17 protein-coding genes are annotated in these 19,226 nt (G+C 32.7%); 7 read left to right on the top strand and 10 right to left on the bottom strand.

All coding sequences use genetic code 11. From position 1 onward, the window contains the following. Nucleotides 1-72: 72 nt before the first annotated feature. The 4 genes from PTSHG_RS08170 to PTSHG_RS08155 form a co-directional block, all read right to left on the bottom strand. Nucleotides 73-1,080: an electron transfer flavoprotein subunit alpha/FixB family protein gene (locus PTSHG_RS08170; RefSeq protein WP_019108410.1), complete on the bottom strand. Its 1,008-nt coding sequence runs from the start codon at nt 1,078-1,080 to the stop codon at nt 73-75. A gap of 14 nt (nt 1,081-1,094) precedes the next feature. Next, nucleotides 1,095-1,892, bottom strand: a complete 798-nt coding sequence (locus PTSHG_RS08165) for an electron transfer flavoprotein subunit beta/FixA family protein (protein WP_019108409.1) — start codon at nt 1,890-1,892, stop codon at nt 1,095-1,097. 18 nt (nt 1,893-1,910) lie between these two features. Next, a complete protein-coding gene (locus tag PTSHG_RS08160) occupies nt 1,911-3,053 on the bottom strand; it encodes an acyl-CoA dehydrogenase (RefSeq protein ID WP_019108408.1) in 1,143 nt (380 codons plus the stop codon). A gap of 426 nt (nt 3,054-3,479) precedes the next feature. Next, entirely contained in the window at nt 3,480-3,914 is a 435-nt protein-coding gene (locus PTSHG_RS08155; protein ID WP_019108407.1) for a universal stress protein, read from the bottom strand. Between the two features lie 287 nt (nt 3,915-4,201). Between PTSHG_RS08155 and PTSHG_RS10265 the strand changes: the two genes are divergently transcribed. Together PTSHG_RS10265 and PTSHG_RS08145 are read left to right on the top strand one after the other, a co-directional pair. Then, nucleotides 4,202-4,711, top strand: a complete 510-nt coding sequence (locus tag PTSHG_RS10265; protein WP_337587368.1) for a TetR/AcrR family transcriptional regulator — start codon at nt 4,202-4,204, stop codon at nt 4,709-4,711. Next, complete coding sequence (locus tag PTSHG_RS08145) at nt 4,698-5,729, top strand: DUF2871 family protein (protein WP_019108405.1); 1,032 nt, start codon at nt 4,698-4,700, stop codon at nt 5,727-5,729. The genes PTSHG_RS10265 and PTSHG_RS08145 overlap by 14 nt, the downstream gene beginning before the upstream one ends. Nucleotides 5,730-5,959: 230 nt before the next feature. Here the strand turns inward: PTSHG_RS08145 and PTSHG_RS09545 are convergent, their stop codons facing one another. Then, nucleotides 5,960-8,251 (bottom strand): S-layer homology domain-containing protein, encoded by a 2,292-nt coding sequence (locus PTSHG_RS09545; protein ID WP_019108404.1) that lies wholly within the window; start codon nt 8,249-8,251, stop codon nt 5,960-5,962. Nucleotides 8,252-8,510: 259 nt separating this feature from the next. Here PTSHG_RS09545 and PTSHG_RS08135 point away from each other — a divergent pair, with 259 nt between their 5' ends. From PTSHG_RS08135 to PTSHG_RS09840, 4 genes are all read left to right on the top strand, one after another. Continuing rightward, nucleotides 8,511-9,227 carry an ABC transporter ATP-binding protein gene (locus PTSHG_RS08135; RefSeq protein WP_019108403.1) on the top strand — a complete coding sequence of 239 codons (717 nt, stop codon included), beginning with the start codon at nt 8,511-8,513 and terminating at the stop codon, nt 9,225-9,227. Between the two features lie 4 nt (nt 9,228-9,231). Next, entirely contained in the window at nt 9,232-10,248 is a 1,017-nt protein-coding gene (locus PTSHG_RS08130) for a hypothetical protein (RefSeq protein WP_019108402.1), read from the top strand. Between the two features lie 118 nt (nt 10,249-10,366). Continuing rightward, nucleotides 10,367-10,885 (top strand): permease-like membrane multi-spanning protein, encoded by a 519-nt coding sequence (locus PTSHG_RS08125; protein WP_148498692.1) that lies wholly within the window; start codon nt 10,367-10,369, stop codon nt 10,883-10,885. Between the two features lie 370 nt (nt 10,886-11,255). Further along, nucleotides 11,256-11,420, top strand: coding sequence for a hypothetical protein (locus tag PTSHG_RS09840; RefSeq protein WP_019108400.1), 165 nt, complete (start codon nt 11,256-11,258; stop codon nt 11,418-11,420). 220 nt (nt 11,421-11,640) lie between these two features. On the opposite strand, the gene PTSHG_RS08115 is transcribed toward PTSHG_RS09840, so the two are convergent. After that, nucleotides 11,641-12,750: a PP2C family protein-serine/threonine phosphatase gene (locus tag PTSHG_RS08115; RefSeq protein ID WP_019108399.1), complete on the bottom strand. Its 1,110-nt coding sequence runs from the start codon at nt 12,748-12,750 to the stop codon at nt 11,641-11,643. Nucleotides 12,751-12,806: 56 nt separating this feature from the next. Beyond that, nucleotides 12,807-13,937, bottom strand: coding sequence for a THUMP domain-containing class I SAM-dependent RNA methyltransferase (locus PTSHG_RS08110; RefSeq protein WP_019108398.1), 1,131 nt, complete (start codon nt 13,935-13,937; stop codon nt 12,807-12,809). A 130-nt stretch (nt 13,938-14,067) separates the two neighbouring features. Between PTSHG_RS08110 and PTSHG_RS08105 the strand changes: the two genes are divergently transcribed. Next, nucleotides 14,068-14,421, top strand: coding sequence for a class II SORL domain-containing protein (locus PTSHG_RS08105; RefSeq protein ID WP_019108397.1), 354 nt, complete (start codon nt 14,068-14,070; stop codon nt 14,419-14,421). Nucleotides 14,422-14,504: 83 nt separating this feature from the next. Here the strand turns inward: PTSHG_RS08105 and PTSHG_RS08100 are convergent, their stop codons facing one another. From PTSHG_RS08100 to PTSHG_RS08090, 3 genes are read right to left on the bottom strand one after another with little or no spacing between them, the layout of a single operon-like run. After that, nucleotides 14,505-15,677 carry an iron-containing alcohol dehydrogenase gene (locus PTSHG_RS08100; RefSeq protein WP_019108396.1) on the bottom strand — a complete coding sequence of 391 codons (1,173 nt, stop codon included), beginning with the start codon at nt 15,675-15,677 and terminating at the stop codon, nt 14,505-14,507. 9 nt (nt 15,678-15,686) lie between these two features. Continuing rightward, nucleotides 15,687-17,429, bottom strand: a complete 1,743-nt coding sequence (locus PTSHG_RS08095; protein WP_019108395.1) for an ABC transporter ATP-binding protein — start codon at nt 17,427-17,429, stop codon at nt 15,687-15,689. Then, entirely contained in the window at nt 17,416-19,128 is a 1,713-nt protein-coding gene (locus tag PTSHG_RS08090; RefSeq protein ID WP_019108394.1) for an ABC transporter ATP-binding protein, read from the bottom strand. Before PTSHG_RS08090 ends, PTSHG_RS08095 begins: the two co-directional genes overlap by 14 nt. Between the last annotated feature and the right edge of the window lie 98 nt (nt 19,129-19,226).

The following is a 19,226-nucleotide window of genomic DNA, read 5'->3' as shown; positions in this document are numbered from 1 at the left end:
GACGAGGCATTTTGTTTCCTCGTCTTTTCCTAGAGCTTTTTAAAAAGCTTTCTTATAAAATTTTATCTAAAATTAAATTTCAGCTTTAATTTTTTGTTCTCTTTCAATTGCTTCAGTTAATTTTGGAACAACTGCGTTAATATCTCCAACTACACCAAGGTCAGCTATTTCAAAAATTGCTGCTTCAGGGTCTTTATTAACAGCTATGATAAGGTCTGAATCTTCCATACCTGCAACGTGTTGGATTGCTCCAGAGATACCCATTGCGAAGTAAAGTTCTGGTCTAACTGTCTTACCAGTTTGTCCAACTTGGTGATCCTTAGTTATCCAACCTGAATCTACTGATGCTCTTGATGCAGAAATTTCTGCTTCTAATTTGTCAGCAAGTTCTTGAAGAGGTTTAAATCCTTCTGGTCCACCAATTCCACGACCACCAGATACTAAGATCTTAGCTTCTGTGATGTCTTTCTTTTGTGATGCTTGTTTAGCAATGTCTATTACTTTAACATTCATGTCAGCGTCAGTGAAATCAACTTTAATTTCTTCAACTTCGCCCTTTCTTGAAGCATCAGAATCAAGTGCTTGCATAACTCCAGGTCTAACTGTTGCCATTTGTGGTCTAAAGTCTTCACAAAGGATAGTTGCCATTAAGTTACCACCGAAAGCAGGTCTTGTCATCATAAGGTTTTTAGATTCTTCATCTATTTCTAGTTTTGTACAGTCAGCAGTAAGTCCTGTGTGAATTCTTGCTGCTAGTCTTGGAGCAAGATCACGACCTATTGATGATGCACCGTAAATTACGATTTCAGGATCTTTTTCTTTTATAATTTGAGTGATTGCTTTAGCGTATGGTTCAGTAACATATTCTTTAAGCATTTCATCTTCTACTACAAGAACTTTGTCAGCTCCGTGCTTAATAAGAGTTTGTGCATGGTCCTTAACTTTTTCGCCAAGAATCATTGCAACAACATCTTGTCCAAGAGCGTCAGCAAGCTCTCTTGCCTTTCCCAAAAGTTCTATACCAACTTTTTCAAGTTTATTGTCTCTTTGTTCTATAAATACAAATACATCTTTACTCATTTTTAAACCCCCAATTAGATAATATACTTTTCTTGAAGTTTAGCAACGATAGCTTGAGCTGCTTCATCAGCAGTAAGGTCAGTTAAAAGAACGCCCTTGCCCTTACCTTGTTTAGGGAAAGATTTTTTAACCTTTGTAGGTGAACCTTTAAGTCCTATGTTTGCCATATCAAGTTTGTCTTTAATATCTTCAAGACCCCATACTTTGATTTCTTTTTGGTAAGCTTCAAAAACTTTACCAATTGTCATATATCTAGGTTCTGCTAATTCTGCAATTGCAGTAATTAGACATGGGAATTTAGCATTAATTGTATGATATCTGTCTTCGAATTGTCTCTTAACAGTAACGCCCTTCATATCTTTATCAAGTTCAAGTTCTTCTACATAAGAAACTTGTGGAACTCCAATGTGTTCAGCAATTTGTGGACCAACTTGTGCAGTATCGCCATCAATTGCTTGTCTACCACATACGATTAGATCGAAATCTAAGTGTTCAAGAGCTGCTGTAATTGTACAAGATGTTGCCCAAGTATCAGCACCACCGAAAGCTCTATCAGAAACTAGAATTGCATCGTCTGCTCCCATAGCAAGAGCTTCTCTTAAAGCTGCTTCTGCTTGTGGAGGTCCCATTGATAAAACTGTTACGTGGATATCTGGATTTTCATCTTTAAGTCTAAGTGCAACTTCAAGACCTGATTTATCATCAGGGTTTATAATACTTGGCACACCATCTCTAATAAGAGTGTTAGTAACAGGGTCAAGTCTAACTTCATTAGTATCAGGTACTTGTTTAATACATACTACTATATTCATCTATAATACTCCTTCCGATTATTTAACGCCCATCCAGCCAGATACAACCATCTTCATTACTTCAGATGTACCTTCGTAAATTTCAGTGATCTTAGCATCTCTCATCATTCTTTCAATTGGATAGTCACGAGTGTAACCATATCCACCGAATAATTGTAGACATCTTCTAGTAATATCACTTGCTGCATCTGCTGCAAATAATTTAGCCATAGCTGCATAGTGTCCGTAAGCTTCGCCATTACCCTTTGCATCAGCTGCTCTGTAAACTAATAGTTGAGCTGCTTCAGCAGTAGTCTTCATATCTGCAAGTTCAAATTGAGTGTTTTGGAATTGAGAAATTCTTCTTCCAAATTGTTTTCTTTCAGAAGTGTATTTAACAGTTTCGTCAATTGCACCTTCTGCAATACCAAGAGCTTGAGATGCGATACCAATTCTACCACCATCAAGAGTCTTCATTGCAAGTTTGAATCCCTTACCTTCTTTTCCAAGAAGATTTTCTTTAGGAATTCTACAATCTTCAAAGATAAGTTCACAAGTAGAAGAACCTCTGATACCCATCTTGTCTTCTGGTTCGCCAACTTTAAATCCTGGAGTTCCTCTTTCAACTATGAAAGCAGAAATTCCGTGATTTCCCTTAGATCTGTCAGTCATTGCGATAATTACAAATACATCAGCAAATCCTGCGTTTGTGATGAAAATCTTTGAGCCATTAAGTACATATTCGTCGCCATCAAGTACAGCAGTTGTTCTTTGACCACTTGCATCAGTACCAGCGCCTGGTTCAGTAAGACCAAAAGCACCGATTTTTCTACCTGCTAGTAAGTCTGGTAAGTATTTTTTCTTTTGTTCTTCTGTTCCGTTTTCATAAATTGGAGCACAGCATAGTGAAGTATGAGCAGAAACAATTACACCAGTAGTAGCACATTTCTTTGAAAGTTCTTCTACTGCCATAGCGTAAGCTAGATAGTCTGCACCTTGTCCACCGTATTCTTTAGGAAATGGTATTCCAAAGAAACCATATCTGGCCATTTTTTTAACATTTTCCATAGGAACTTCTTCTGTCGCATCAACATCAGCGGCAACAGGTTCTACTTCAGTTTCAGCAAATGCGCGATACATTTGTTGTAACAATAGATGTTCCTTGTCCATTCTAAAATCCATTTAAAATCCCCCTAACAATTATTATAAAGAATGTTATTTAATTAACATACGTTATTTCTATTATAACATTATGGCTTAGTTTTTCAAGGTTTTATTTGCTCAAAAGTCTTTATATAAATAAATTTTCCATAATTTTGAAATTGAAATTATAGTAAAATTTTTCTTTCAAAAATAATTTTTATTGAGCCTTTTACATTTTTTATTTAACTAAAAGTACCTTCATGACTCTTGAACTTTTAAAAAAATTTATTTAAGGATAAGGTTTTTCCAAAAATTTATAAAAATATTTAAAAATTAAATATAGTCTCCTTAATTTCTATAATAATTTATAAAATACAAGAAAATTTCTAATCATCTTATAATTTCACAAGGAAACTAAAATAATAGAAAATTTTGCAAAATAAAAAGGCGGTAACCCGCCCCTTATTAAATATCTGCCTTTACTACAAGTACAGATTTCTTTGAATGATTTATAACCTTATTAGATACAGAACCTAGAAGTGTCCTTGAGAAAGCACCTAGTCCTCTGTTTCCCATAACTATAAAGTCAACATCTTTTTCCTCAGCAAACTTGCAAATTTGTTCCCCAGGATTGCCTGAAGTATAAAAAGTCTCTACCTTATTTGGATAAGCACTTAAATCTGTTTCTGCATCTTTAAGTATCATTTCGGCTCTTTCTACATTTGCCTTGTCAATTTCAAGTGTGAAATTAAAATTTGCTGGATATTGCTCGAATATAGAAGTTTCTGGTGTAACTGTTAAAATTAATAGTTCAGCCCCTAATTTTTCTCCCATGTCTCTTGCAACGTCGATTGATTTTTTTGAAGACTTTGAGCCATCAATTGGTACTAATATTTTCATCTTTACCTCCTATAAATAAATTAAAGTTTCTTTTATCTTGTAATTTAATTATACCCCAAAGAAAAAACTTTTAAAATAACATTGTAATTCTTTACAAAAGTGAAGTAAGGCTAGCTTTTAAAATCTAATGATTAAAAATAATTTTTTAATTATACTAAAAAAATCAAAATTAATGTTGACAATTAATTTTAAGAGATTTATTATATAAAAAAAATGACACAGTGTCATTTCGGAGGTAATATGGCAAAAACTACTTTTAATAACTTAGATAAAGAAAAAAAGAAAAGATTTATAACAGCTTAAAAGATTTTTTTGAAGAAGAAGAGCTAAAAAATATAAATGTCTCTGGAATCGTAAAAAAACTTGGTATTGCTAGAGGTTCCTTTTACCAATATTTTGAAGATTTAGAAGATTCCTACTTCACAGTTCTTAAGAGGGAGACGGGCGAAATTCACCATAAATTTTTTAATCTCTATCAAGAAAATAATAAAAATTTAGATGTAACTCTAAACGCATATAGAGATTATTTAGCTGAAGAGCTTTTCGACAAAAATTTAAAGAAATTATACAGGGCAAAGTTTTTTATATTTGAAAATTCTTTTATGCTTCACGGCAAAGAATATTTGCTAAGTCATCTATCTGATGAGGAATATCATCTAATTCTTTATATAATGGCAGTCTTTCATGAGCTAATAAAAGAAAACATAACTCGCGATTATGATAAGGAAAAGTTTTTGACAGTTTGTGACATGTATATTAATTGGTTGTTAGGGGGAATAAATAATGAATCAATTTGAAATCTTTTTTGACGGGCTTTATCTTGCTTTTGTAATTTTTCTCGGCATAAGGATGCTACTAATAGAAAATAAAAATAGCAAAATTTTAGGATCCATGACTTTACTTCTTGGTCTCGGCGATTCCTTTCATCTTGTCCCAAGAATTCTTGCAAATACAATGGAAAATGGCTTTGCAGTAAATAGTTTTGGTCTATTCTTAGGAACAAGAGTATCAGCTATCACAATGTCTATTTTCTATTTATTATTTTATTTTTACATCAAAAAGACAAGGAGAGCAAACAACAAGAGCCTTGATATAACTATGTTTGTACTATTAGCAGTAAGAATTGCAACTGTCCTAATTAGTTTTAATCATGACCCTAATATGGATTTAATTTCCAATATTCCTTTTGTAATAATGGGTCTAATCGACATAATTTTATTATACAAAGATAGAGAAATAGAAGAATTCAAACATTTAGCAATTTATGTCTTCTTTAGTTTCCTATTTTATATTCCAGTTGTTTTATTTAAAAATACCTACCCAAGTGTTGGTGCTCTCATGATGCCAAAAACTCTTATGTATGTTTTAATCCTAGTAAAACTTTACAAAAATCTAAAAAAAGATTTTGTAAAAAAAGATATTATGGAATTTGCTCTTGCTTACTTGTTCTCAGGAATATTAGCAGGAGCAGTTTATCGTGAACTTGGAAAAATTTATACCCTTGATGTTAAAATGGCATTTGTTCACACTCATTTAATTGTTCTAGGCTTTATAGTTTCATCAATCTTCTATCTATTAATAAAGAATATAAATATTTCAAATGAAACTGTTGAAAAATTATATAGAACTTATAGCTTTGGAATTTTCCTTAGCTTCACTATAATGTTTTTACACGGTTTAGTAGATAATTTTGCTCCATTAAATGCAGTAAAAATGGCTATGGTAGGAATAAGTGGCATTGGACATATTCTCATAACACTAGCAGTAATCTTAGTTTCTATAAAGGCCTTGAGAGCAAAAGAAGTTACACAATAAATTGTAAATAAAATAAATTTATTTTAATTCGATAGAATAATAACTCAGTTCATATAATAAAAAAAGAAATCTCTTGCCCTTAAAGAAGGAGCTTTCTTTTTTTATCCAACATTTAAAACTAAAGTCTCTAATTTTTAAAAGCATAAAACTATAAAAGCGACAGGATAAGCCTGCCGCTTTTACTTTATTAAGTCATTTATATTTTTAATCTAAATAATTTAAAATATAACTTATTGCCAAATACTTACTTCATCAGAAGATTCAGTTTTAGCTGCATTGTGTCCATTAGATGCGTCTAAGATTTCATAGTATGCCCAGTGGCTCTTAGCTACATCAGAGAATTTCTTTAATCCACTTTCGCTAACATTTGCGAAGGAATTTGATTTAGTATTTCTACCAAATACAGAGTTCAAAATTGTAACAGCTTCAGCTCTTGTAAGTTTTTGGTCTGGTTTAAATGTTCCATCAGAGTATCCTTTGATGTTCTTGTTTCCGTAAAGTTCATTAATTGCATCAGATGCCCAGTGACCCTTTACATCCTTAAAGTTACCAGTTCCTGGATAACCATTTTTAACAAATGCAGAAATCATTTGTGCAAATTCTGCTCTTGTTATTGCTTGATTTGGTTTAAATGTTCCATCAGAGTATCCCTTGATGAATCCCTTAGCTACTGCAAAGTTAATTTCATCAGAGTACCAAGCATTATTTGCATCCTTAAAACTTGTTGTAGGATTCTTTGGAAGTTCTGCACCATTATTTACAAGTTTAACAAACATTCTTACAGCTTCAGCTCTAGTTACTTGGTTAGATGGTTTAAATGTTCCATCAGGGAATCCTGCTATATAAGAAGGTTGGTTAACTTTTTCAGTAGAAACAGTTACTCCACCAATCTTATATTCAGTGCTTCTAGCAATCTTGCCTGCTTCTTTAGCTTCAACCTTAATAGTTTCGCCTGCTCTTAATTCTCTACTTAAAGTAACATTATAGATACCAGTATTTCCAGCAGTTGTGCTTCCAAGTTTAACTCCACTTGCATCATATACAGTTACACTTGCATTTGCTCCAGCATTACCTCTTACGAATTTTGCTCCAGCAGAAAGAGCATTAACTGTAGGTATAATTGAGTATCCACTGTCATTAGTAGCTTTTTTATCTCCATTTACATAATAGTCTAATGTCCTATCTGTAGAAACATAAGGATTGTTCCAAGTTACCTTGAAGTAACCATTTGAATCAATTACATCACTTCCAAGATAAACTCCATTGTCATAAACATATACAGTTCTGTTGTAATATCCCTTTAGATATCCGCTAGTAGAATAATTTGTTCTTGAAATATCAGTTGGATAAACTTTCTTGTCATATCTGTCATAATAATATTTGTCATATTTATATCCATTATAATATCCGTCCCAATATCTTCCATACAATTCATATTTAGCAGAAGTTGTGAAATCATCCTTAGTTGCTAATAGATATCCACCATAATATTTTCCATCATAATATCTACCATTATAATATCTTCCATCATAGTATCTACCATTATATCCATAACCATAAGGAGTATAATCTACATAAACTCTTTCATTGTAAGAATTGTAATAGTAATATTTTCCTTTATTGCTGTCATAACGATAATATCCATTATAATAATCGTCATAATATTTGCCATTGTAATATCCATAATAGTAATCGCCTACATAGATATCAAAATATCCATTTTCATCAGTTACAACATACTTGCCTGTATAGGATCCGTCATAATCGTATAGCTTAACTGTTGCATCTTTAATTCCTATGCCATCAGCTGTTACCCTGCCATAAAATCTTCCATTGTCATAATATCTTTCAGAAATAGAAAGAACTTTTACAATTGGTACAAGAGGTTTAGCTTCCCATTTTGCAATTAGATTTTTATTTTCTGTAATAGGCGTTGTTTTGAAATTAAATTCAACACTGCCATCATACCAGCCTTTAAAAATATATCCTTCTTTTGTTGGATCTGCTGGTTTAGTTGCCATACTTCCCTTATCAATAGTTTGTTCAGCTACTAGACTTCCACCATCTGAATTAAATTTAACTTTAAATGTTTCTGTTGCTGGTGTTGGTGTTTTAACTTTCCAAACTGCTTTTAATTCAATGTCTGCTGTTATTGGAGTAGTAAACTCAAATTTAACTCCATCTTTTTGCCATTCAACAAAATCAAATCCGTTCTTTGTTGGTGCAGTTGGTTCTTTTGCATTTTCTCCATCTTTAACATATACAAAATTTGAATCCGTTCCATTATCTGGATTAAATGTTACTTTATGACCAAGTGGATCCCCTACTGGTGTAGGAACTGCACTTTCACTTAATTCAAGTTTTTCTGGTTCAACAACTTCTTCAGAATCTTTGACTACTGTTTCTTCAACTTTCTTAGGCTCTGCTGTTTCCTCTTGTGGTTCATCAGCAAATACATTAAATGGAATTGCTGTAATCATTACTCCTGCAAGTAATAGACTAAGCACTTTTTTGTTTTTCATAAATTCTCCTCCTTGTTATAAATTCTATGTAAAAACATTTTCCTTGTTTCTATTATACCCAATTAAAGAGAAAAATTTTAACAATTTACAAAATCTTAACAAATTTAATAATTTTGTAACATTAGCGAGATAATTTTATGAATTAAAAAATAAAATTTCTACTATTTAGATTTTTTTCAAAATAGAATTGACAGAATAAAATAATTGCTATAAGATGATTTTAATTACTGAGGTATTTTTAACGGAAATAGGAGACATTATGATAAAAATAGAAAATTTGAGAAAAACTTTTGCCACTAAAGTTGCAGTTGATGATTTGACTTTAGATGTGCCAAGTGGAAAAGTCTATGGCTTTCTCGGACCAAATGGTGCAGGCAAAACTACAACTATCAAAATGATTATTGGCATGTTAAGACAAGACCAAGGAAAGATTGAAATAGATGGAAGCGACACCTTAGAAAATCCTCTTGAGTCAAAGAAAAAATTTGCCTACGTGCCTGACAATCCAGACATTTATGACACTATGACTGCAAGGCAGTATCTCAATTTTATGGCAGATGTCTTCTCCATAACTTTAGAGAAGAGAAATGAAAATATAAAAAAATACGCAGAAATTTTTGAAATGACAGACAATTTGGATGCAACAATTTCTACGCTTTCTCATGGTATGAAACAAAAAATAGTTTTAATTGGTGCCCTAATTCATGAGCCAAAACTTTTAATTTTAGATGAACCCATGGTTGGTCTTGACGCAAAAAGCTCCTTTAGGCTCAAAAATATTATGAGAGATGTGGCAGATACTGGCGGCACAGTTTTCTTTTCCACTCACGTCATGGAAGTTGCCGAAAAAATGTGCGACGAAATTGCAATTATTAACAAGGGAAAATTAATTGCAGAGGGAAGTCTCGATGAAATAAGAGCTGCTGCTAAAGACAGTGGAAGCCTTGAAAAAATATTCTTGGAGCTTACGGAGTGATTTTATGAATAAATTTTTTGAATTAAAAACACTTTTAAAAAAGGATTTATACTTAAGTCTCCTTGCTCCCCTAAAAAAGCCATCAAAATATGGCAATTCTTACAAGGGACTTACAATTTTTGGTATGGTAATCTTATTTTTCTACCTTGCCTTTTTGTACTTAATGTTACTTCTTACCCTTGTAATTCCTTTTGCTAGAACTGGCAAGTCTAATGTGATTTTAATGGCATTTTTGGGATTTGTTTCATTGGGTGCTGTGATTTTCACAAGTGCTGGCATTATATCAAAAATTTATTATTCTAAGGACCTAGAATTGTTGTTGCCCCTTCCTATTAGGCGAAATAATATTTTTCTTTCAAAAATTTTGGGTTCTGTCATAACAGTCTTTGTGGTAAGTTTCATAGTTTTTATTCCCATGACTTTCCCGCTAATAAAATTTGGGAATTTAACTTTTCTCAAATTTTTTTCCATAATATTTTTGGATTTATCAAATATTATTTTTACAATATTAATTTTGTCTATCATAATAATTTTATTTATGAAGGTTTTCTCGGGATCTCACGGCTTAAAAAATTTCTTACAAGTATTTGGATTTATTTTTATCATTGGTATTTCTATTCTTCCACAATTTATGTCTAGGTCTGATTCTTCTAAGGCATTTATGGAAGAAAACTTGATGAAAATTTTAAAGTTAATCTTCCCACAAGTTAGCTTAATTGGAAAATTTTATGTCATGAATGATTTTCCTGCTCTAATGCTGAGCCTTGCCACACTTATACTTACCACAGCAATTTTATATGCCCTTAGCTTTCCACTTTCAAGCCTAATGATAGCTGGAGTTTTAAAGGCAAATACTTCAGGCTCAAAAGTAAGGAGAAGGAGAGAAAATAAAAATACATCCATTGCAATTTCCCTTGCGAAAAAAGACATAGCCAATGTAATAAAGACGCCAGTTTACTTTTTTAACTTGGCATCAACTGGATTTATGGTTCCCTTCTTTATTATACTTGCATTTTTTTAAGGGAACAGAAAAGATTGCGAAAATTCAAAATCTTTTTTTAAGTCTTGAAAATTATGGACTGGGAAAAATTGATTTATTTTTTGTTTTTTTAATAATTTTATTTTTTTACTCCGCTTTTATGACACCACTGTCTATCACAAGTATAACTCGTGAAGGGAAAAATATTTATCTAATGCAGACACTGCCCATATCTTGTGAAGACCAAGTAAAGGGAAGAGTCTTAGGCTCAACTTTATTTCAAATTGTATCAACTCTTCCCCTAGTTTTACTTTTTGCTTACTTCACTAACTTTAATGTATTTTATATTTTGGCAATGCTCATAGGCTCATGCCTTGGCTCCTATGCTTCCTCATGCTTTGGCATTTATTATGGCATAAAATATCCAAAGCTTGATTGGCAAAATCCTCAAGAAGCTGTAAAGAGAAATTTTCCAGTATTTCTCTTTGGAATACTTAGCATGGCGACAATGGCTCTAAGTGCCTTTATACTTTTCAAACTAATTACACATTTCGCTTCTCTTGGCGTAATTAAATTTGTTGTCATAGCCTATATTCTTGTGGCGATGGGACTCTCTCTTAAAATAAAAAAGCAGGCAAAAATTTCTTTAAAAGAAAATTTACCTGAATATAATTCATAAGCTAACTAATTATGAGATTTATAGGTTACGATCAATTTAAAACCCTAATGCTCGAATATCTCATTACAAAAGTTGGTATATTCTCAACATAATGGTTTATTTAAAAAACTAGGAATTTGTATTAAATAGCTAAATCTAACAAAGGCTATTGTAAAATAGAGCAAAAGTAGTATTTTTGCTCTATTTTCTTTTTTACTCTTTGCCATAAGGCTTATTGCGGATAGTGTGAAAATGTTTGAAATTAAAAGTTATAGCACAACTGCTTTTTGATATTTCTTTTTCATGATATTATTTTACTCCTTCATTTATTTATGATAAATTATCATTAGTTTTATATAATTTAAAAAGTTTTTTATCAAGGAGGATCTTTATGGATAAAAAGTTTTTAAAATCAGTTGTGCTTATTGTTTTTATTATAGGGTTTATAGTAAGTCTTACTGCAAATATCTACAACAACACTTACTTAGCAAAAATATCTATGTTACTTTTTGTAATATTTGGAATCATAAACATTGTTATTTTCCTTCGCAAATAAAAAATAAAAATGAATAAGATTGAATTTACAGTAACTAGATGAGTAAGTAAAGAACAGCGTCTTTTATAGTATTTTAGGACGTATTTAAGAGATGAAGGATTAATTACAGACTTATTTAAACACCTTATTAGGAATTTTAAATAAAAATAAACTGATTTTTATTTAAACCAAAAATATCTGTTAGAGATTTACTCCCCAACAGATATTATAAAGCCTTTTTTTACCAAACATTTATAAGCATCATAGAGATGTCGTCAGTTTGTTCTCCATCGTTAAATGCCTCTAGGTCGCTATTTAAAATTTCTAAAATATCCTTATTGTTTTCCAATATAATATTATGTACTCTTTCATAGCCAAAGCTTTCTTTCTTTGCATTTCTCGCTTCCACAACTCCATCTGTCATAAACAATATATAGTCGCCTGAATAAAGTTTTATCTCCTTTTCTTCATAATCTGGTTTAGCAAAAAATCTTGAGATTGGGTAACCCTTTGATTCTAAATTCATATAGGAAGAGTCACGAACTAATATAGGCAGAGGCAAGTGACCAGCGTTGGAAAAAACAAAGTTCTTGTTTTTTGTGTTAAAGACTCCATAAAAGCAAGTAAAATAATTTTCTATTTCAAGTCCAAGACTTGTGAACCTGCTGCACAACTCTGTCAAAGTTTTTTGTGGAGATAGGATTGTTGTCTTGTCAAGAGTCCTTATTACAGATTTAATAAACATTGTTACCATAGATGCGGCAAAACCATGCCCCACAGAATCCGCTATGTAAACTGCAATGTGGTTTTCATCTATTTCAAAGACATCAAACATATCGCCACTTAAAATAGTGGAAGGTCTATAAATATAATTTACCTTTAAATTTTTTATAAAGCCCTTCTCTGGCAAAACTGTCCGCTGAATTAGTGAAGCTGCCATGGTTTCACTTGTCATTAATCTATTTTTCTCGATAATCTCTCTTTGGAGTTTTCTTGCCATAGTGACGTTTCTAAAAACTTCAACTACTCCTATTATATCTCCCTTTTTGTTAATGATTGGTGAACACTTTACAGAAAAAACCATGTTGCCAATATTTTCTTCTCTTTGGATGACTTCGCCACTTAATAGAGCACGCCTAGTTATCTCTGGATCAAAGAGGTCTTCCCCCAAGATGCAAATTTTTTTATCCTTGTCATAACCAAGAAGATCTTCCATCGCCTTATTTACAAAGACAACTTTCTCCTTGTAATCAAGTACGCGGACTAAGTCTGCAATGGCGTTTAAAACTTGAAAATCAATTTTGTCGTCAATTTTGTCATCAGTTCTTTCTTCAGCTAAATAATTTTCCATGTGTCACCACCTTTGTTTATTGTTTACAGTATAGCAAATTAAAATTCACATAACAATTACCTTTTTGGCTTTGGCCCATAATATTGGTAATAATAAGTTTTTAATCTGCCGTTGTATAATTTTCTATTTCTATCAGCCTTTTTGCCAAAATTTTTCTCAAAATTTTCATTGGCAGTTATAACATAAAAAGACCAAGTCTTTAAAGATTTTGCAAGCTCGCCAAGCTCCCTGTTTAATTCGTCAACATCTTCCTTGCCAATTCTCTCTCCATAAGGCGGATTTGTTATGCTGACGCCATAGTCATCAGGTAGGTCAAGGTCTCTTATATCCTTTTGGAAGAAAGAAATGTCCTCTTCTAGTCCAAGGATTTCTGCATTCGCCCTTGCAATTTGAATTGCCTTGTGAGACACATCTGATGCAAGAATTTCTAATTTTTCATTGTATTTTATTTCAGAATAGCACTTTTTCTTTTCTTTCTTAAAAATTTCTTCATCAAAAAATTTAAAATTTTCAAAATCAAAGTTTCTCATAAGTCCTGGTGCAATATTTTTTTCTATCATGGCAGCTTCAATTGGTATAGTCCCTGAACCACAGAAGGGATCTGCTAAAATCCTGTCCTTGTTCCAAAAAGTTAGCTTAATTAGGCTTGCCGCAATAGTTTCTGAAAGTGGTGCCTTGTAGTTAACCTCTCTATAACCTCTCTTGTGAAGTCCCTCACCTGATGTGTCAATGGTAATTTCTGCAATATCATTTAGTAGTGAAACTTCAATTTTTACTCTAGGTCCACTTTTTTCAAACCAAGAAACTTTATATTTCATCTTCAACTTTTCGATTATTGCCTTTTCGGTAATTCTTTGACAGTCAGAAATAGAGAATAATTTTGACTTCCTACTTCTTCCTTGAATGATAAAATTATCTTCCTCGTCAAGATAATCCCACCATCTTATTTCAAAAACCTTGTCAAAAAGTTCTTCAAAGGTCTCTGCCTTAAAGGAGTCCACTAAAAGTAAAACTCTCTCTGCCGTTCTGAGTTTTAAATTTAATATTGCAATGTCCTTAAGCTGGCAATCTATTTCAATTTTTCCGTCACTAACCTTTAAATCTTCATAGCCCAAGTCAATAAGTTCTCTCTTTGTAACTGCTTCGAGACCCATATTTGTAGTGGCGATTAATTTTATTTTTTCCATTTTACACCTCTAATCCATTATACTAAATATAAAAATTTTTTTCCTTATTTTAAAATTAATGAGTTAATTAATTTAATTAGGGTAATAATTTTATCGTAGTAAAATTTATAAATTTTTGGGGGTAATAAAAATGAAATTAACTGAAACAGTACAAACTGCTGACTTTAAATCTGAAAAACACGTTCCTGTAATCCACGTAGAAAAGGCTGACGGTCTTCTAAAGATTAAAGCTCTTGTTGGCGAAGAAATTGAACATCCAAACACTTTAGAACACCACATTGCATGGATTAAAGTATTTTTCAAACCAGAAGGAGAAAAATTCCCAATTGAAGTTGGTTCTTATGAATTTAACGCTCATGGCGAAGGCGAAATCTCTACAGTACCTTCAGTTGAAACAGCTGTTAAAACTGACAAGGGTGGAGAAGTTTACGCACTAAGCTATTGCAATATCCACGGACTTTGGGAAAACTCAGTAGAAGCTTAATAAAAAAATTTTAAAAAGACGAGGATTTTTGTCCTCGCCTTTTTTTGTGCCTTCATATCTTATTTTACAAAATTTTCAAAAAATTATAGTGATGCCTTATAAATTTCTAAGACGTCTTCTTTTTTAAGTTCAATTACACCCTTTATTGAGCCGCCAGCGTGTCTTGCTGCCGCTTCTGCCATGACTTCTAACTTTTCATCGTCAATTCCCACTTCTCCAAGAGTCATTGGTATATTCATGTCATCTTCAAAGAACATATGAAGACGGGCAATTGCTTTTTTAGCATCATTAAATTTATCATCACTTGCCTTTATGCCAAAGACATTTATGCCAAAATCTCTAATCATATCAACTGTATCATCATTTAAAATATGATTTAAAAATCTTGGAGTTAAAATTGCAAGACCAATGCCATGAGTTATGTCATAGTAGGCAGAAAGTTCGTGCTCCATAGCGTGAACTGACCATCCTGTTGCCTTGCCTGTTGAAAGTAAACCGTTGATTGCCCAAGATGATGCCCACATAATATTTGATCTTGCATCATAATTTTCTGGCTCATCCATGGCAATAGGCCCATAATGTATGCAAGTTTTTAGAATTCCTTCAGCAAGTCTATTTTGCATATAAGCTCCATCATTAAGGGTAAAATAATTTTCCATTGTGTGGCTCATTATGTCTGCTATTCCTGCTGCTGTGTGCTTTGCATTAACTGTATAAGTTAGTTCTGGGTTCAAAATAGAAAATTTTGGAAGAGTGTATTCAGAGCCGAAGCCAAGTTTTTGATTTGTCTTTAGATTTGTTATAACTCCACCTCTGTCCATTTCTGATCCCGTTGCTGAAAGAGTTAAAATTGTACCAATAGGAAGTGCCCTTTCGATTTTTGCCTTTTTAATTACAATGTCCCATGGGTCGCAGTCAAGATATACTGCACCCGCAACTAATTTTGATAAATCAATAACAGATCCGCCGCCTACTGCCAAAATGAAATCTAAATCATTTTCTCTAACAATTTTTACCCCCTCTCTTGCTGAGTCAACTCTTGGATTTGGCTCAATGCCAAAAAGTTCCTTGTAAAAAATATCATTTTCTTCAAATATTTTTATTATCTCATCATAAAGTCCACTTCTCTTAATAGAGCCTCCACCATAAGCAAGCAGAACTCGACTTCCATAATTTTTAATTTCAGCTGCCAAATTTCTCATTTGGTCTTTTCCAAAAAGAATTTTCGTCGTAACATTAAAAATAAAATCTTTCATTTTGACCTCCTAGTCCTTAAACTGTGAATTATATAAGTCTTTATAAACTCCGCCCTTTTCAATAAGCTCTATGTGATTTCCCTTTTCAACAATATCTCCCTTGTCTAAAACTAAAATCACATCAGAATTTACAATAGTTGAGAGCCTGTGTGCTATTACAAAATTTGTCCTCTCCTTCAAGAGATTTTTCATTGCCTTTTGTATTAACGCCTCTGTCCTTGTATCAACAGATGAAGTTGCTTCATCTAAAATTAAAATCTCTGGGTCAGACAAAAGTGCTCTTGCAATTGTCAAGAGTTGCCTTTGCCCTTGAGAAATATTTGACGCCTCTTCCTTTAAAACAGTGTCATAACCCTTTGGCAATTTCTCTATAAAAGAATGACAATAGGCTTTCTTTGCGGCATCAATAACTTCTTCTCTTGTTGCATCTTCTCGTCCATACAAAATATTTTCATAAATTGTACCCTTGAAAAGCCAAGAATCTTGTAGCACCATGCCAAAAAGTGACCGTAAATTTTTCCTCGAAACATCTCTTATGTCTCTTCCATTAATTTTAATAGAACCCCTATCAATATCATAAAACCTCATTAGGAGATTTACAATAGTAGTCTTTCCTGCTCCCGTAGATCCAACTATGGCAACAGTTTTATTCTTTTCAACCTCAAGATTTAAGTTATTGATGACTGGTTTTTCTTTGTCATAAGAAAAATATACATCTTTAAAAAGAATTTCTTCTACTGGTCTTTTTATCTCATCCTTTACAATTTCCACTTCAATATCTTGGTCTAAGAACTCAAAAACTCTTTCGGCAGCAGCAATTGATGCTTGAAAAATTGACGCCATCTCTGCCAACTGCTCAATGGGGTTTGAAAGTTTTCTCACATATTGGATAACTGCCTGAATATCTCCAACAAACAATTTGCCAGACACAACCAAAAGCCCACCAACAATAGAAAGCATTACATAGCCAAGGTTTGAAATAAAAGTCATAATGGGGAGCATAATCCCCGTCATAAAAGATGCACGATAGGAAACCTCGTAGAGATTATCATTAATTTCCAAAAATTCTCTCTCTGCCCTATCTTCATAATTAAAAGCCTTAATGAGTTCAGAACCAGAAAAGTTTTCTTCAACAAAGCCAACCATAGAACCCAGCCCCTTTGACTTTCTTCTAAAATAACCTTGAGACTTTTTTGAAATAAATTTTGTAGAAAAATAGGTCATTGGAAGGGTAAATAAAAAGACCAAGGTCAAAATTGGAGAAATTTTTATCATTACAAAAAGAACACCCACGATTAATACAAGAGACGATAGGATTGATGAAATTGTCTGCTGCAAGTTTTTACCTAAAGTTTCAACATCGTTTGTCATCCTAGATAGGAGGTCTCCCGTCTTATTCTTATCAAAATAAGCCGTTGGGATATACTTTACCTTCTCAGAGATCTCTCTTCTAAATCTCGCAATTAAGTCTTGTGTCACATCAACTAAAATCCTGCCCCTAAAAAACTCAAAGGCCCCTTGCCCTAAATATACAAGACCCATAATTAGGCAAATTCTTACTACATATTCGAAGTCAATAGAAGTCTTGTCCTTTAAATTTTCAAAAATCCTTGTAGTGATATTACCCATTAACTTTGGAGAAATTATTTCAAAAATTGATGAACCAATAGTCAAAAATATAGAAAGAAAGAGGAGAAACTTGTAGTCTTTCAAATATGAAATTATTCTATAAATTATCTTATCTTTCTTCATACTCTTGCCCCTGACTCACTGCGATTTCTCTATAAATTTCATTTGTCTTCATGAGACTATCATGATTTCCATAGCCTGCCACTTCTCCATCTTCCAAGACCAAAATTTTGTTGGCATTTAAAATAGTAGCTACTCTTTGTGCCACCACAATTACAATTTTGTCACGAAGCTTTTCTCTTAAAATTTGTCTAAGCTCATAATCAGTCTTATAATCTAATGCAGAAAAAGAATCATCAAATAGGTAAAGTGACGCATCTCGCGTGAGCGCCCTTGCAATGGCAAGCCTTTGTCTTTGTCCACCAGAAAGGTTCTTACCAGCTCTTGCTATTTCCTTATTAAGTGGGTCATCGCCCAAAAACTCTCTCGCATCAGCATTATTTATTGACTCAAGCATCCTTTCATCTTCAGCATCTTCATTTGCATAGGATAAATTTTCAGCCACAGTTTTTGAAAAGAAAAAATTTTCTTGTGGAACATAAGAAATCTCATCCCTAAGCTCAAAGTTTTTTAAAGTCCTAATATCTTTTCCATTTACAAAAAGTTCTCCATGCCCTGGCTCATAAAACTGCAAGAGAAGTCTAAGAAGAGTTGACTTCCCAGAGCCTGTTCCGCCAATTATGCCAAGGGTTTCTCCCTTTTTTACATGAAAATTTATATCCTTTAAAACTTTTAAGTTGGCATCGGGATAAGAAAAAGACAAATTCTTCGCTTCGATGTCAAAAATTTCTCCCTTTAACTTTTCTTCTCCACCAGTTTTACTTGCTTCATACTCAAGAACCTCATTAATTCTCTCCATAGATGCAAAAACTCTTGGCAAAAGGCTTAAAAGAAAACTCATCATAATCATGGCAATGAGAACCTGCGTAATGTATTGAATATATGCCATGAGCTCGCCAATTCCAAGCTCTCTTATGTCAATTAACTTTGCCCCATAGTATAAAACAAAAATTATTCCAAAATTTAAAATAGTTCCAAGCATTGGTCTAACATTTACGAGAAGTTTGTTTACCTTTGTAGACATATCTTGATAAGATTTATTAGCCTCATCAAAAACTTTTTCTTCGTACTCATCCTTTGAGAAAGCTCTAATAACACGAATACCTGTTAGCCTTCTTCTAAAAAGTTCATTTAACTTGTCAAGTCTTCTCTGCAAAATTGGAAAATAGGGCAGACCAAGCTTAAATACATAAAAAATCCCAAGACCTATAAAGGGGACAGTTAGTGGAAAAACAATAGAAAGTTTTACATTAGTTGAAAGAGCCATGATTAGTCCACCGATAAACATAAGTGGTCCTCTTATCAGTGGTCTAAGTCCCATTAAGACCATTTGCTCAACTTGATTTACATCGTCGGTAGTCCTTGTGATAAGTGACGAAATTGAAAAGTACTCTACATCGTCAAAGCTAAGATAATTTATTTTCTTAAATAGCTTATACCTAAGGTCTCTTGAAAAAGCCATAGTGGTCTTTGAAGAGTGGTAAGCAGCAGATGCCCTGCACATGACTGTAAAAATTACAACAAGAATCATAATTCCACCAAGGCGAATCACATAAGTTGTATCGCCATAAGCCACTCCCTTATCAATTACAAGACTCATAAGCTTTGGCAAAAAAAGTTCACCAAGAGCATTGCCAAAGGTAAGAAGTATGACAACAATAATTCTAAGTTTATATTTATTAAGTCCTTTGTATATATTCATAAATCCTCCGTAAATTCATTTTAACATATAGATTTTTTAAAATAAAATTATGTGAGATATTTAAAATTTGCAATCATAACCACCGGCTTAGCCGGTGG

Source organism: Peptoniphilus senegalensis JC140 (assembly GCF_000321025.1).
Taxonomy (GTDB): Bacteria; Bacillota; Clostridia; order Tissierellales; family Peptoniphilaceae; genus Peptoniphilus_A; species Peptoniphilus_A senegalensis.
Note: the sequence above shows the minus strand (reverse complement) of the source record. Positions and strands in the feature narration are given on the sequence as shown.